12 protein-coding genes are annotated in these 13375 nt (G+C 65.5%); 7 read left to right on the top strand and 5 right to left on the bottom strand.

Going from position 1 to position 13375, the window contains the following annotated elements:
- Positions 1-85: 85 nt before the first annotated feature.
- The 3 genes from DBIPINDM_RS30580 (at position 86) to DBIPINDM_RS30570 (ending at position 3088) form a co-directional block, all read left to right on the top strand.
- Positions 86-1081 (top strand): ornithine cyclodeaminase family protein, encoded by a 996-nt coding sequence (locus tag DBIPINDM_RS30580; RefSeq protein WP_258582697.1) that lies wholly within the window; start codon positions 86-88, stop codon positions 1079-1081.
- Positions 1082-1151: 70 nt separating this feature from the next.
- Positions 1152-2282, top strand: a complete 1131-nt coding sequence (locus DBIPINDM_RS30575; protein ID WP_258582696.1) for an NAD(P)/FAD-dependent oxidoreductase — start codon at positions 1152-1154, stop codon at positions 2280-2282.
- A 122-nt stretch (positions 2283-2404) separates the two neighbouring features.
- A complete protein-coding gene (locus DBIPINDM_RS30570) occupies positions 2405-3088 on the top strand; it encodes a YoaK family protein (protein ID WP_258582695.1) in 684 nt (227 codons plus the stop codon).
- Positions 3089-3095: 7 nt separating this feature from the next.
- On the opposite strand, the gene DBIPINDM_RS30565 is transcribed toward DBIPINDM_RS30570, so the two are convergent.
- On the bottom strand, positions 3096-3524 hold the full coding sequence (locus DBIPINDM_RS30565; RefSeq protein WP_258582694.1) for a MarR family winged helix-turn-helix transcriptional regulator: 429 nt from the start codon (positions 3522-3524) through the stop codon (positions 3096-3098).
- 168 nt (positions 3525-3692) lie between these two features.
- On the opposite strand from DBIPINDM_RS30565, the gene DBIPINDM_RS30560 reads away from it, so the two are divergent.
- A complete protein-coding gene (locus DBIPINDM_RS30560) occupies positions 3693-4508 on the top strand; it encodes a p-hydroxycinnamoyl CoA hydratase/lyase (protein ID WP_258582693.1) in 816 nt (271 codons plus the stop codon).
- Positions 4509-4540: 32 nt separating this feature from the next.
- The gene (locus DBIPINDM_RS30555) at positions 4541-6061 is read left to right on the top strand and encodes an AMP-binding protein (RefSeq protein ID WP_258582692.1); all 1521 of its coding nucleotides are present in this window, start codon (positions 4541-4543) and stop codon (positions 6059-6061) included.
- A gap of 5 nt (positions 6062-6066) precedes the next feature.
- Here DBIPINDM_RS30555 and DBIPINDM_RS30550 read toward each other — a convergent pair whose 3' ends face one another.
- Positions 6067-6786: a 3-keto-5-aminohexanoate cleavage protein gene (locus tag DBIPINDM_RS30550; protein ID WP_258582691.1), complete on the bottom strand. Its 720-nt coding sequence runs from the start codon at positions 6784-6786 to the stop codon at positions 6067-6069.
- Between the two features lie 189 nt (positions 6787-6975).
- Between DBIPINDM_RS30550 and DBIPINDM_RS30545 the strand changes: the two genes are divergently transcribed.
- On the top strand, positions 6976-7170 hold the full coding sequence (locus DBIPINDM_RS30545) for a hypothetical protein (RefSeq protein WP_258582690.1): 195 nt from the start codon (positions 6976-6978) through the stop codon (positions 7168-7170).
- Here the strand turns inward: DBIPINDM_RS30545 and DBIPINDM_RS30540 are convergent, their stop codons facing one another.
- The 3 genes from DBIPINDM_RS30540 to DBIPINDM_RS30530 all read right to left on the bottom strand — a co-directional run bounded on the left by DBIPINDM_RS30540 (position 7171) and on the right by DBIPINDM_RS30530 (position 12295).
- Positions 7171-9270: an EAL domain-containing protein gene (locus DBIPINDM_RS30540; protein ID WP_258582689.1), complete on the bottom strand. Its 2100-nt coding sequence runs from the start codon at positions 9268-9270 to the stop codon at positions 7171-7173.
- A 101-nt stretch (positions 9271-9371) separates the two neighbouring features.
- Positions 9372-11021, bottom strand: coding sequence for an ABC transporter substrate-binding protein (locus DBIPINDM_RS30535; protein WP_258582688.1), 1650 nt, complete (start codon positions 11019-11021; stop codon positions 9372-9374).
- A gap of 41 nt (positions 11022-11062) precedes the next feature.
- On the bottom strand, positions 11063-12295 hold the full coding sequence (locus tag DBIPINDM_RS30530; RefSeq protein ID WP_258582687.1) for a M24 family metallopeptidase: 1233 nt from the start codon (positions 12293-12295) through the stop codon (positions 11063-11065).
- A gap of 186 nt (positions 12296-12481) precedes the next feature.
- Here DBIPINDM_RS30530 and DBIPINDM_RS30525 point away from each other — a divergent pair, with 186 nt between their 5' ends.
- A complete protein-coding gene (locus DBIPINDM_RS30525; RefSeq protein WP_258582686.1) occupies positions 12482-13375 on the top strand; it encodes a LysR family transcriptional regulator in 894 nt (297 codons plus the stop codon).

The following is a 13375-nucleotide window of genomic DNA, read 5'->3' as shown; positions in this document are numbered from 1 at the left end:
AAAATCGTGAAAATAGCATATTTCATCACGCTATCGACTGGCAATACCGTTGGCGGGCAACGCAACCCGACCAAGGCAAGATCCCATGACATCAACCACACCGACCTCCCGCAGTGCCCAGACCAAGGGCGACACACCTGTGCTCATCCTGAGCGAAGCCGAGGTGAAAACGTGCATCGACCTGCGCCAGCTTCTCGATGTGTTGGCAGAGGGCTTCAAGGCATTGTCCAGCGGCGAGATCGTCAATCCGGCGCGGCCACAGCTCGACATTCCGCAGGCTGGCTATTCGCTGGCGATGCCGGCCTGGATGGCGGGCATGCATCTGACGGTGAAGATCGTCAACGTGTTCGAAGGCAACATCGCCCGGTCCGTCCCCAGCCACCTCGCCACCATCCATCTGTTCGACCCGGAAACGGGCATGCCGGTCTGCGTCATGGACGGTACCTATATCACCGCCGTGCGCACCTCCGGCTCGGCCGTGCTCTCGGTGCGGGAACTGGCCCGCCGCGACGCCAGGGTCGCGACGGTGGTCGGCGCCGGCGTGCAGGCTGGCCAGCACGTGCACCTTCTGCCGCTGGTGCGAGACTTCACCGACATCCGCGTCGTCTCGAAAGAATTCGCGGACGCGCAGGCACTTGCAGCGCGGCATCCGGGCGTTGTCGCCGTCAGTGATCTCGAGGCCGCGGTGCGCTCATCGGATGTCGTCGGCCTGGCAACGCATTCCTACCAGCCGGTGATTTCAGCCGAATGGGTGCGGCCCGGCACGCATGTCTCGTCAGTGGGCGTCGCGCCGCCCGGCGGCGAGCTGCCGGTCGAGCTTGTCGGCCGGGCGAGCCTGTTCGTCGAGACCAGGGACGCCTTCGCCCCGACCCCGGTCGGCTCTTGCGAACTCAATGGCTTCGATCCGCAAACCGGAACCGAGCTTGGCGAAATGCTGCTTGGGCAGCGGCCGGGAAGAATCAGCGCCGACCAGATCACCGTCTACAAGGCCATGGGTGTTGCCATGGAGGACCTGGTGGCGGCGGATCTTGCCTATCGCGAGGCAGTTCGGCGAGGATTGGGGCGGATTGTGGCCTTGTAGAGGATGCGCAAACGACCGAGGGAAGGTCGCGCAGTTTGACTGGATACGAAATCATTTTTACGACTGACGGATGCAGTCGAATCCTTCCAAAAAAATCGTCGTCATCGGTGGTGGCATTGCCGGCCTGTCGCTGGCTGCCGCCGTCCGGGACTGGGCCGCCGTCACCGTCATCGAGCGCGAGCCGCATCTCGGCTACCACGCCAGCGGCCGCTCCGCCGCTTTGTTCACCGAGACCTATGGCAACCGGCTGGTGCGCGGGCTGACGCTGGCCAGCCGGCAGGCGATCATCGAAGGCGGCTTCGTCGCCCATCGGCGCGGCGCGCTGCATGTCGGCTGGGGCGACGACGGCGCGGCAATAGACCGGCTGGCCGGCGAGTTGCAGGCGCTGGTGCCCAGCGTGCGGCGTCTGTCGGCGGCCGAACTGCACGCGCTGGTCCCGGTCATTGCCACTGAAGTCACTTGCGGCGGCGTCTATGAGCCGGACGCGGTGGATGTTGATACCGGCAAGATGCTGGCAGCCTGCGCCTCGGCGCTGAAGGCGAGCGGCGGCACCATCCGCACCGGCGAGGAGGTCCACACCATATCGCAAGACGGCGGCCGCTTGCGGGTGGAAACGAGCGCCGGTGCCTACGCAGCCGACATCGTCGTCAACGCCGCCGGCGCCTGGGTCGATGTCGTCGCTGGCCTGGCGGGGCTCTCCGGCCTCGGCTTCCAGCCCAAGCGCCGTACCGCTTTCCTGTTCGATCCGCCTTTAGGCACCGACATCGCCAGCTGGCCGCTGGTGGTCGACCTGCACGAACAGTTCTACTTCAAACCCGATGCCGGCAGGCTGATCGGCTCGCTCGCCGACGAGACCGATTCCGAGCCTTGCGACGCGTATCCGGAAGACATCGACGTCGCCATCGCCGTCGACCGCATCGAACAGGCAACCTCCATGCGCATCGGCCGTCCTTCGACGCCGTGGGCGGGCCTGCGCACCTTCGCGCCCGACCGCACGCCGGTCGCCGGCTTCGACCCCCGCCTGCCCGGTTTCTTCTGGCTTGGCGGCCAGGGCGGCTACGGTTTCCAGGTCTCGCTGAGCTTGGCCAGGCTGAGTTCGGCGCTGATGCGGGGCCTGCCCTTGGCCGAGGATGTCACAGCCCTCGGTGTCACCGCCGCGGCGCTGGCGCCCGACCGTTTCCTGGCCCCAGTGACGCCATGACGTTCGGGCCCCTTCCTTCGGCGCCGCCTATGCAGCACTCGTGACGGCAAGATCCCGCGCGGAAGTAGATCGCCGCGCCGGGATATGAGACGCTGTCTGGCCCCCTGACGCGAGATGCCGCCATGAAGCCCACACTGCCGCTGCTGTTGAGCCTCAATGGCGGCTATGTCGATACGGCTGGTTTCCTGGCGCTGCAGGGCCTGTTCACCGCGCATGTGACGGGGAATTTCGTCACGCTCGGCGCCTCGCTGGTGCTCGGCATTTCGGGCGTGCTGGCAAAGCTGCTGGCGCTGCCGGTGTTCTGCATCGTCGTCATCCTGACCCGGCTGGCCGGCGAGCGCTTGCGCCGGCGGGGACATCAGGCGCTCGGGGTCCTGTTAGGAACCAAGCTGGCGCTACTCGTCATCGGCGCCGCGCTGGCAATCCGCTTTGGCCCCTTCGCCAGCGGCGACAGCGCGGCCGCGATCGTCACCGGCATGGTACTGGTCGCCGCGATGGCGATCCAGAACGCGGTGCACCGGGTTCATCTGGCGGCAGCACCACCCTCAACGCTGATGACCGGCACCACCACCCAGATCATGATCGACCTCGCCGATCTCATCGGCGGCACTGCACCGGAGGCCCGCCCTGCCCTGATCGCCCGCCTGCGGCGCATGGCGGCCGCGGTCGCCGTGTTCGCCGCCGGCTGCGCGGCCGCCGCACTCGGCTTTGCCTTCGCCAATGTCTGGTGCTTCCTCGTCCCGCCGGTGATCGCGCTGCTCGCGCTGCTGCTGCGGCTTTCGGCGCCGGAGGCGGAGACCAGCTAGGCGGCCCTCAATCTTCGTCCGTCCAGATCAGGCGCAGCAGGCGCAGCAGCGTCGCCCGCTCCTTCTTCGTCAGCCGTTGCAGGAACCGGTCCTCGTGCCGGCGAACCTGTCGCCGCCAGCCCGGCATGGCTTCTCGTGCGGCCTTCGTCAGCGTCAGCATCCGCACGCGCTTGTCCTCGGCATGGTCGTCGCGTTCGACCAGTCCGCGCTCTTCCAGCTCGGCCAGCAGCGGTGCCATGTTGGCGCTCTTCATGCCGAGCAGGCGGCAGAGCTCGGCGGCGCGCATGCCAGGCCGCTCATCGATCAGTGCCAGCATGCCATAGGTGACCGGACGCAGGCCCGCATCGGTCAGTTCGATCGCGAAATCATTGAGCGCGAAAGCCGAGGCACGCTTGAGATTGTAGCCGATCTGCGCGTCGAGCGCGTCGTCGGACATCGCGTCTGGTCCGGCTCGGCCGGTGTGAAGCTGGGTTTCGTCCATGCCGCAACCGATCGCCGCGATCCCTGCCCTTGTCAAGCGAAAAAGACTATGCGACATAGCAATCGAGATAGCTATGCTCCATAGCAATTTTCCATGGCTGAGGTGGGGCGGGAGGATACCGACATGACCGATGAGACCGTTGCCTTCGACATCGAGAACGACATCGCCTGGGTGCGCTTCAACCGGCCGGACAAGCGCAACTGCATGAACCCGGCGCTCAACCGGCGCATGATGGAGGTCCTCGACGAACTCGAGTTCCGCGACGATGTCGGCGTGCTGGTGCTGTCGGGCGAAGGCAGCGCCTGGTCGGCCGGCATGGACCTCAAGGAGTATTTCCGCGAGACCGAGGCCAAGGGCCTTGGTGCCATCCGCAAGGCGCAAGCGGAAGCCTATGGCTGGTGGCGGCGTCTGCGCTGGTACGGCAAGCCGACCATCGCCATGGTCAATGGCTGGTGCTTTGGCGGCGGCTATGGTCCGCTCTTCGCTTGCGACCTCGCCTTTGCCGCCGACGAGGCGCAGTTCGCCTTGTCCGAGATCAACTGGGGCATCCTGCCCGGCGGCGGCGCCACCAAAGTGGTGGTCGACCTCCTGTCGATGCGCGATGCCATGTACCACGCACTGACCGGCGAACTCATCGACGGCAAAAAGGCCGCCGCCTGGAAGCTGGTCAATGAAAGCCTGCCGCTGGCGGATCTGAAGACGCGGGTCACCGAGGTCGCCAACACCTTGCTGAAGAAGAACCCGATTGCGCTGAAGGCAACCAAGGACGCCATCCGCCGTGTTGCCGAGATGACCTATGACAATGCCGAGGACTATCTCGTCCGCGCCCAGGAGGCGGCGAACTTCCACGACAATTCGGGCCGCAAGGAAGGCATCCGCCAGTTTATCGACGAAAAGAGCTACAAGCCGGGTCTCGGCGCTTACGACAAGGCCAGATGATGCCATAAACCACCGACGCAATCTGGGAGGAGATGCGAATGCCGGCCTGGACAACGCCCGATCCCGTGGCCCTGCATGCCAGGGCACAACCGGATCGTCTCGCCTGCGTCGACCTGGCATCCGGCCGGCGCTGGACTTATGCCGCGCTTGACGAAGCCATCCAGCGCGCCATCGGCGTCCTCGAGACTGGCTACGGCGTCAAGCAGGGGCAACGGATCGCCACGCTGGCCCGCAACAGCGCCGATCTGCTGATCCTGCAACAGGCCGCAATGCGGCTTGGCGCCATCTTCGTGCCGGTCAACTGGCGGCTTGCCGGTGCCGAACAGCAGGCGATCCTTGCCGATTGCGATCCGGCGCTGCTGTTGCATGACGCGCCGCTGGCCGCAACGCTGCCCAAGGGCTGTATCACCATCGAGGTCACGGCCTTCGCAGCCGCCGTGGAAGCCGCGCAGCCAGCGCAGCGCCGTCCCCTGTCCGCCGACGATATGCCGTCGATCATCCTCTACACATCGGGCACGTCAGGCCTGCCAAAGGGCGTCATCGTCACCGAGCGCAATGCCTTGGCCACCGCGGTCAACTTCGGCGTGCTGGGCCGGGTCGGCAATGCCAGCATCTTCCTCTGCGACGCGCCGATGTTCCATGTCATCGGCCTCATCACCAGCCTGCGTCCGCCGCTGCTGCAGGGCGGCACGGTGCTGATCTCGCCCGGCTTCGATGCCGCCGCCACCAACCGTCGCCTCGCCGATCCAGCCCTTGGTGTCACCCACTATTTCTGCGTGCCACAGATGGCCAAAATGCTGCGCGACCACCCGGATTTCGCGCCTTCGACCTGGACCACCCTCACCGCAATCTTCACCGGCGGCGCGCCCAACCCGGCCGCCGATATCAACTGGTGGCTGGCACAAGGCATCCGCCTGGCCGACGGCTTCGGCATGACCGAAGCCGGCACCGTGCTTTGCATGCCGGTCGACGCGGACCGGATCGCAGCCAAGGCGGGCTCGTCCGGCCTGCCGGCGCCGACGATCGGCCTGCGCATTGTCGACGCCCATGGCCGCGACGTCGCTGCCGGTGTGCCAGGCGAGATATGGCTGTCCGGCCCCTCAATCACGCCAGGCTACTGGAACCGGCCGGAAGAGACGGCCCGCGCCTTCACCGCCGATGGCTGGTTCCGCACCGGCGACATCGGGCGGCAGGACGACGAGGGCTTCGTCACCATCGTCGACCGCAGCAAGGACATGTTCATCTCCGGCGGCGAGAACGTCTATCCCGTCGAAATCGAAACCGTGTTGCTCGACCATCCCGGCATCGCCGAAGCCGCCGTGATCGGCATCGCCGACGCGCGCTGGGGCGAAGTCGGACGCGCCTTCGTCGTGGTGAAACCCGGTTGCGTTGTCGATCCGGCCGATCTGGCAAGCCATTGCGGCGCCCGGATCGCCCGCTACAAGGTGCCGAAAGAGTTCCGGCTCACCGAGGCGCTGCCGCGCACCGCATCCGGCAAGATCCAGAAACACATCCTTCGCACATGGACAACACCAGCCGGCGCGCAGGACTGAGCCATTCAGCCGGCCGACCGGAAGATAGCGACAGCCGCGGCAACGATTTCCGCATTGTCCTTCGCCACGGTTCCATCGGCCAGCGTCTTGCCATCTTCCAGCCCGACGCGCGTCGACCAGTGCTTTTGATGCGCCAGTTCCACGAACGGCCAGACCGTGGCGTCGACGCCGTGCAGCAGGATCGGCCGCCGCGCTTCGGCACGCTCCAGCACGGCGGCGATGCCGTGCGCCTCGTCGAGCGCTTTGGACAAATCCTGGATGTCGATCTCGATCAGGATGCGCAGCACTTGGCTGTGATCGGCAAGGCTGACGAAGCGCTCGGCATCTCCTGTCGTGGCGAGCCCAGCCTCGATGCCGACGCCGCGCTGGCGCAACAGCTCCATCACGGCGGGCGCGTCGGCTTCCGCCAGGTTGACCGAGGCATAGTCGGGCAGCTCGCGCCAGCCGGCGATCGCCTTGCGGGTCCGCGCGACATCGTTCTCGATCCAGGCGCCGGTCGAGACACCGACGAGCGTGCCCGGGCAGGCCTGGCGCACCGCCAGCACTGTCTCGTCGACCGCAGCCAGGCTTTCGCGCCCGTCGGCAGCGCGCGGATGGATGTGCAGTTCGGCGGCCCCAGCGGCGACGCACGCGGCGGCATCGCGGGCCATGGCCTGCGCGTCGAGCGGCAGCTTCGGGTGGAAATCACGCGGACGCGCGCCGTTGATGCAAGCCTGGACGATCATGAATGTCACCTCGGACAAGGGAGGCCGTCACTCTAGCCGCGCGGCAAGGCATGGCAAAGGCTGGGAGACGTCTCTCCTGACAGCGCGGCCGCGATCCAACGGCATTTGAATAAAAACCGCCTGTGGATATTTACCCCGCGTTCCGCCGGCCGGCCCAAGATATATTAGGGCGAGATCATGGAGGGATCATTGACCAGCGATTTTTCAGCCGCCCGCATCCATCTCGAACGTGCCTATCACTATCTGCGCGGCAGTGACGAGACGAGCCGCGCGGCATGCGAGGCCCTCGACCTGCTGATCGAAATGGTGGCGGAGGCACAATACAGGCGGCCCGAGACCGGGGTGCTGGACTTTCCGCAAGCGACGGCGCGGCACCCTGTCTGATTATGATGCTCTGCGGGCCCGAGCTCCGTCTGCCGGCCCGGTCGCACGCGCCACGATCTGCTCCAGCGGTTCGGGCCGGTGCAGTAGAAAACCCTGGCCGAAATCGACTCCCATATCGCTGAGCATGGCCAGCGTGTCCTGCCGTTCGATCTTCTCGCCCACCACGTGGCAGCCGAGGCTGCGGGCGATGCTGGTGATGGCCAGCACAATTTCGCGGTCGAAACGGCTCTCGGCGATGTGCTCGATGAAGGAGCCGTCGATCTTGATGGCATCGACGGGAAAGCGCCTGAGATATTCGAACGAGCTCATGCCGGCGCCGAAATCGTCGAGGCTGACTTTGCAGCGCCGCTCGCGCGCCTTGCGCACGAATGTCTCTGCGGCGTCGAAATTGGTGACGGCGGCGGTTTCGGTGATCTCGAAGCCGATGCCGGAATGCGGCGCCCCGGTTTGCTCGATGATGCTGTCGACGAAGTCCCACAGCCCGGGATCGCTCAACGTCTGCGCCGACAGGTTGAAGCCGAGCGTGATCGCGCCGGACTTCATCGCCGCGCCATGCCGCGACAGCGCGGTGCGGATGATCCAGCGATCGAGCCTGGCGGCAATGCCGAAGCGCTCCGCCGCCGGTATGAATTCGCTGGGCGGGATCAGCTTGCCACTACGCCCGGCAAGCCGCGCCAGCACCTCGACATGGCGGCTTTCCTGCCAGGGTCTTCCCAGCCGGTGGATCTCCTGGCCGAACAGTTTCAGCCGGCCGTCCTCCATGGCGTCGACCGTGTCGGCGGCGAGCCGCGCCGCGTTGAGGCCGCCGGAATTGGCCTCGGCCGAAAACACCGCGAACCGGTCACGCCCGGCGGCCTTGGCCGCGTAGCAGGCGTCATCGGCGCAGGCCAGCGCGTCGGCAACCGTGGTGGCCCGGTCGTTGACGATGGCGATGCCGATGCTTGCCGCGAGCCGCCGCGCGGTCGCGGCAAGGCCGAGATCGGCACCGCGCACGGCCGCCAGTATGGCGCCGGCCAGCCGCTCGGCCTGCGCGGCGTCGCAATGGGGCACCAGCAAGGCGAACTCGTCGCCGCCGAGGCGTGCCGCATGCGCCGATGGCGGCAGGCAGCGGCCAATGCCGGCCGCCACGCTCTTCAGCGCCAGATCGCCGGCGGCGTGGCCGGCGAAGTCGTTGAGCGCCTTGAAGTAGTCGAGATCGACATAGAACACCGCCAGCGGCACGCCCGTGGCGATGTGGTCGGCAAGCAGCCTGTCGAAGGCGGCGCGGTTCCACAGGCCGGTCAGCGCGTCGTGGCGGGCGGCGAAGGCAAGCTCCTGTTCGCGCAGCTTGTCCTCGGTGATGTCGCGCACCGTGCCGAGGATCTGGCCGGCCGCGCCCGCGACGGCAATGTAACGCACCAGCGATTCGATATGGCGGACCTCGCCGTCGCGCTTGATGATGCGGTATTGCGAGGCGGTGACGCCGTTCGAGCCGGGGGGCGGCTGGTGGGCGCGTTCGGTGGCTTCCTTGTCGTCGGGGTGCAGGAAGCTGTGCCAGAGGTCTGGCGGCACCTCGTCGGCATCGGCGGCGACACCGAACATCTCCCTGGTGCGGGCGTCCCAATAGCTCTTGTGGGTGGCGATGTCGTAATGCCAGATGCCGGTGCCGCTGGCGGCGAGCGCCAGGCGGAAGCGGACATTGACCTGTTCGAGCGCGGCTTCGGCCGCCTTTTGCTTCGAAATGTCGGTCTGCACGCCCATCAGCCGCAGCGGCTGCCCGTCCGCGCCGCGCTCGACAATACCGCCGCGGTCGAGCACCCACACCCAGTGGCCCTGCTTGTGCTTTAGCCGTAGTTCGGTCTCGATGGCATCCGTCAGCCCGGCAATGTGACGGTCGCCACTGGCCAGCGCCCGTTCGCGGTCGTCGGGATGGGTGAGTTGCAGCCATAGGTCGCTGGTGTTGGCGAGTTCATTGTCCGCGTAGCCCAGCATTCGCGCCCAGGTCGCCGAATAGAAGCAGTCGCCGGTGCTAAGATCCCAGTCCCAGACGCCAAGATGGGCACGCTCCAGGGCCTTGCCCCAGAACGCTCCGTTGCGACTTTTCTTGCCCTGACGCGCCATCGTCTGTTTTCGCCTGCTCCACCCACGGGCAATCTGCAGCAAAACCAGAGAAGAAACAGTTACCGGAACGCGGCATGGGCAGCGTCCCGGCCTGCCAGCACTCAGGCCTGAAGCCAGGCCTTGTCGAAATAGGTCTCTCCCGTCGGGTGCATCCGGCGGCCCTGCAGGATTGTGGCCGAGTGGCAAAACAGCTTGCGCCAGAAAGGTTGGATGATGACACCCGAATCCTGGAGTATCTTTTCGGCCTTGCCGATGAGATCGCGCCGCGTAGCCGGATCGGCGACCGACAATGCCTTGGTGACGATGTCGTCGAACGTCTTGTCGGAGAACGAACTCTCGTTCCATGCCTCGCCCGTCCGGTAGGCGATGGCCAGCGTCTGCACGCCGAGCGGGCGCATCGACCAGACCGTCAGCGAGAACGGATATTTGGTCCAGTCGTTCCAGAACGTCGATCCCGGCAGCACGGTGCGTTTGACCTTGAATCCGGCTTCGCGCAGTTGCGCGGCGATCGCGTCGCCGGTGTTCTTGTGCCACTCCTCGTCGAGCGAGATCAGCTCATGCTCGAAATCCGCCTGGCCGGCCTGCGCCATCAATGCCTTGGCCTGCTTCAGGTCGCGGGCGACCGGCGGCAATTTGGCGTAGTCGGGTTGAATGGGACAGACATGATGGTTCTCGGCCGCTGAACCGAGCCCGGCATAGCCGAGAAGAAGCACGGCGGAATTGTCGACCGCCAGTTGCAGCGCCCGGCGCACCCGCACGTCATCGTAAGGCTTGGCCAACACCGAGGTGCGCGCCACGATCGTGCCCGCCGTCAGGATTTCGGATTTCTGCAAGCCGAGCCCGTCCATCACCGCGACCATGTCGCCCGTCGTCTCGTAATTGGTGTGGATCTCGCCCGACTCGAAGGCACTGACCAATGCCGACGGATCCGATCCGTAGTCGATGAACTCGATGCCATCGAGATAGACCTCACCGCCCCACCAGGAGCCCTTCTCGCGACGCTTGAAGACAGCTTTCTGGCCGACCTCGTACGACACGAGCTCGAACGGCCCGGTGCCGACGGGATTGGTGATGAGATTTCCGCCCGACTTGTCGTAGTCGCGGTGGACGATCAGAGCGGGGTAGTCCGAAAGGCTGGGAATGATCGAGATGTCGGAAGTCGCCAGTTGCAGGCGCACCGTATGGTCGTCCACCTTGGTGACGACGCCATCACGCAGCTTGCCGGTCTTGTCGTCGATCAGCGCGCCCATGCGCCCGGCCATGGAGTTGCCGGCAGCATTCTTCTCGCACCAGCGCGCTATGTTGAACATCACGTCGTCGGCGTTGAAACCGTCACCATTGTTCCACGTCACACCCTTGCGCAGGTGAAGGACATAGTCGGTCGCGTCCGCATTGACCTCCCAGCGCTCCAAGAGCATCGGCTCGAAGGTGAAGTCGGTCGTGTATTTAACCAGCGTTTCCAGAAACTGGCGCCCGGCATTGCCGAGTTCCGCCTCGTCGAATGTACGCGGATCCTTCATCCCCTTGACCGCGGTGGCGACTTTCAGGACGCCGCCCTTCACCGGCTCCCCGGCGCGTGCCGCCGTCGGCGCGGACAGGCCTATCATTGCATAGGCAGCGGCCGTGGACAGGCCCAAGGCGCTGGCGATCGCCAGGAACTCGCGACGGTCAAGTCGCCCGGCTCGCGCCTCGTCCGCGAAGGCCGTCACCTTCGCCCTCGCCTGCCAATTATTTCCTTCGCTCGTCGACATCTGATGTCCTCCTCCCTTGACCGCAGCCTATGGCTCGCCCCTCAGGCCGAGAGCCGGTCGCAATATCCGTAGACCGACAGCCTCTCGACGCCAGTTTCCGTGATCAGCACCTGCTCCTCGAGCTTCACCCCCTCGCCACCGTCTTCATGACCGATGAAGCTCTCGACGCAGACCGTCATTCCCGGCACGAACACTTCATTGTCGTCATTGCCGACATCGTCCCAATCCGAAGCGTGCGCGATGATCGGATATTCGCCGGTCATGCCGCAGCCATGCAGCACGGAGAGGTAGCGGTGCTTCTGATAGGCGCCGGGGATCAGCCACGCGCTCTCGGCAAACTCGCGAAACCCGAGCCCCGGTCGCAGCAGATTGACGTTCCTCTCGATCTGCTCCTGAGCAAGCCCGTAAAGCGTCCGCTGCGCCGCCGAGGCCCTGTTGTCGCCGGTCAGGAAGGTGCGCGAGAAGTCGCTGTAATAGCCATAGCAGCCGACCGCGTCGGTATCGAAGGCGACGAGATCGCCGGCCTGGATGGCCTTGTCCGAGGTTTCCTGGAACCAGGGATTGGTGTGCGCGCCGGAGGTCAGGAGCCGCGTCTCGATATAGTCGCCGCCGCCCGCGATCAGCTTGCGGTGCAGCACCGACCAGAGCTCGTTCTCGGTGACGCCGGGAACCAGCGCCGCCTCCATCTCGCGCACGGCGGCCTCGGTGAGGCGCAAGGAGGCGCGGATCATGTCGACTTCGCCTGATACCTTGAGGCCGCGTGCCTTCTCCACCGGGATCTGGGCATCGATGATGTCGAAGCCGGCCGCCGCAAGCGCCAGCATCGCGCCGGTCGTCGTCGCCTCGACGCCGATGCGGCGGCCGTTGACGCCATGCCTGGCCACCAGCTCCTCGATGTCGGCGACGAATTCCCTGAGATGGCCGACATGCTTGTGGCCGGAATGCAGCGGCATGATCGGCCGCGCCGGCCGGATCTCGTCGACGGTCGGGCGATTCTGCGCCAAATGCTCGCAGGCGCGGTATTCGAACAGCACCACCGGTCCGACCACCGGGATGAACACATAACGAGCCGGATTGCGCGCCGAATAGACCTGCATGTTGCGCACACCGGTGGCATAGCGGATGTTCACCGGATCGAAGAGCAGCACAGCCGAGAGATTGTGGGCTGCAGCCTGCTGGCGCACGCGGTCGAGCCGAAGCATCTCGACGCTGCGCACCGTCTCGAGCGACAGCGTGGCGAACTTCTCGGCAGCGGCGTGAACCAGGCTCGGCATGGCAACCCTCCCGGCGGATGCAGACAGCAACCCACCGCAATGAATTCTGATCATATGATGTGGCCCCGGAATGCCGTCCCTGACTGTTCGGGCTCAAACGCGAGGCGTTGTTGCCCAAGCAAATTGCGCTCGGCTCAGTGCGAATTCCAATTGATTATTCCTCGCCAAATCATTCTAAATTCTCATATGACCTATCTCGACCGCCGGCATTACCAGTTGCTGATCGCCGTGCGCCGGCACGGCCAGCTCGGCGCTGCCGCCACTTCGCTTGGCCTGACGCAGCCGGCGGCCAGCCATCAAATCCGGGAAGCCGAGCGCCGGCTCGGCATTCGCCTGTTCGATCGGGTGGGTCGGGGTATCAGGTTGACGGAAGCAGCCGAGCGATTGCTCGAAGCCGCCGTCTATGCCGAGGACACGCTGAAGACCGCGGAGGCCGACGCCATCCAGCTGCATCGCGGCACGTCACCAGTATTGCGCATAGCCGTCGGCCATTACGACCATGTCCATTGGCTTCCGGCAGTCGCCGCCGCGCTGAGCAAGGAGCACGGCACGCTCAAGCTCGAATTCGTCAGGCTGGCAAACCATGACCTGCAATCCGCAATCATCGCCGGAAGTGCCGACCTTTTCCTATCGCCGGGCGGCCCGGAACTTGAGAGCCTGCCATCGATGCCGTTGTTCCAGGACAGGCTGGTCGGCGTCGTGCCGAGTTCCACCCAGACAAGCGCACCCTTGGCAGCCGAGTTCTTCAGGAAGCAAAGCTACCTGGCCTTCTCATACCATCCGGCGCACGGCTTCGAATACGAACGATACTTCAGCCCGGCCGGCGTCTGGCCGAAGGAGATCGTTCGCATCGAGTCGACGAGCGCGATCATCGAACTTGTTGCCGCAGGGTTTGGGGCGAGCATCCTGCCCGCCTGGTGCGTCCCGCGAGATGCGGCGTCGCGCGGCATAACGCTTTGCGATCTTGCGCCGCAACCCGTGCATGTCACCTGGCATGTCTTCGGCAGGTCGAAACTCATGGAAGGCAATGTGAGCATCCTGAACACATTCGCCGCGGCCATCAGCTCCGCCGCGAACTGA

The sequence above is a fragment of the Mesorhizobium sp. AR02 genome (genome assembly GCF_024746835.1).
Taxonomy (GTDB): domain Bacteria; phylum Pseudomonadota; class Alphaproteobacteria; order Rhizobiales; family Rhizobiaceae; genus Mesorhizobium.
The sequence above is the reverse complement of the archived record's forward strand: the minus strand, read 5'-3'. Positions and strand labels throughout refer to the sequence as shown.

Coding starts and splice junctions, on each gene's coding strand:
- DBIPINDM_RS30580 (WP_258582697.1), top strand. CDS start 86: ATGACATCAACCACACCGACCTCCCGCAGTGCCCAGACCAAGGGCGAC.
- DBIPINDM_RS30575 (WP_258582696.1), top strand. CDS start 1,152: ATGCAGTCGAATCCTTCCAAAAAAATCGTCGTCATCGGTGGTGGCATT.
- DBIPINDM_RS30570 (WP_258582695.1), top strand. CDS start 2,405: ATGAAGCCCACACTGCCGCTGCTGTTGAGCCTCAATGGCGGCTATGTC.
- DBIPINDM_RS30565 (WP_258582694.1), bottom strand. CDS start 3,524: ATGTCCGACGACGCGCTCGACGCGCAGATCGGCTACAATCTCAAGCGT.
- DBIPINDM_RS30560 (WP_258582693.1), top strand. CDS start 3,693: ATGACCGATGAGACCGTTGCCTTCGACATCGAGAACGACATCGCCTGG.
- DBIPINDM_RS30555 (WP_258582692.1), top strand. CDS start 4,541: ATGCGAATGCCGGCCTGGACAACGCCCGATCCCGTGGCCCTGCATGCC.
- DBIPINDM_RS30550 (WP_258582691.1), bottom strand. CDS start 6,786: ATGATCGTCCAGGCTTGCATCAACGGCGCGCGTCCGCGTGATTTCCAC.
- DBIPINDM_RS30540 (WP_258582689.1), bottom strand. CDS start 9,270: ATGGCGCGTCAGGGCAAGAAAAGTCGCAACGGAGCGTTCTGGGGCAAG.
- DBIPINDM_RS30535 (WP_258582688.1), bottom strand. CDS start 11,021: ATGTCGACGAGCGAAGGAAATAATTGGCAGGCGAGGGCGAAGGTGACG.
- DBIPINDM_RS30530 (WP_258582687.1), bottom strand. CDS start 12,295: ATGCCGAGCCTGGTTCACGCCGCTGCCGAGAAGTTCGCCACGCTGTCG.
- DBIPINDM_RS30525 (WP_258582686.1), top strand. CDS start 12,482: ATGACCTATCTCGACCGCCGGCATTACCAGTTGCTGATCGCCGTGCGC.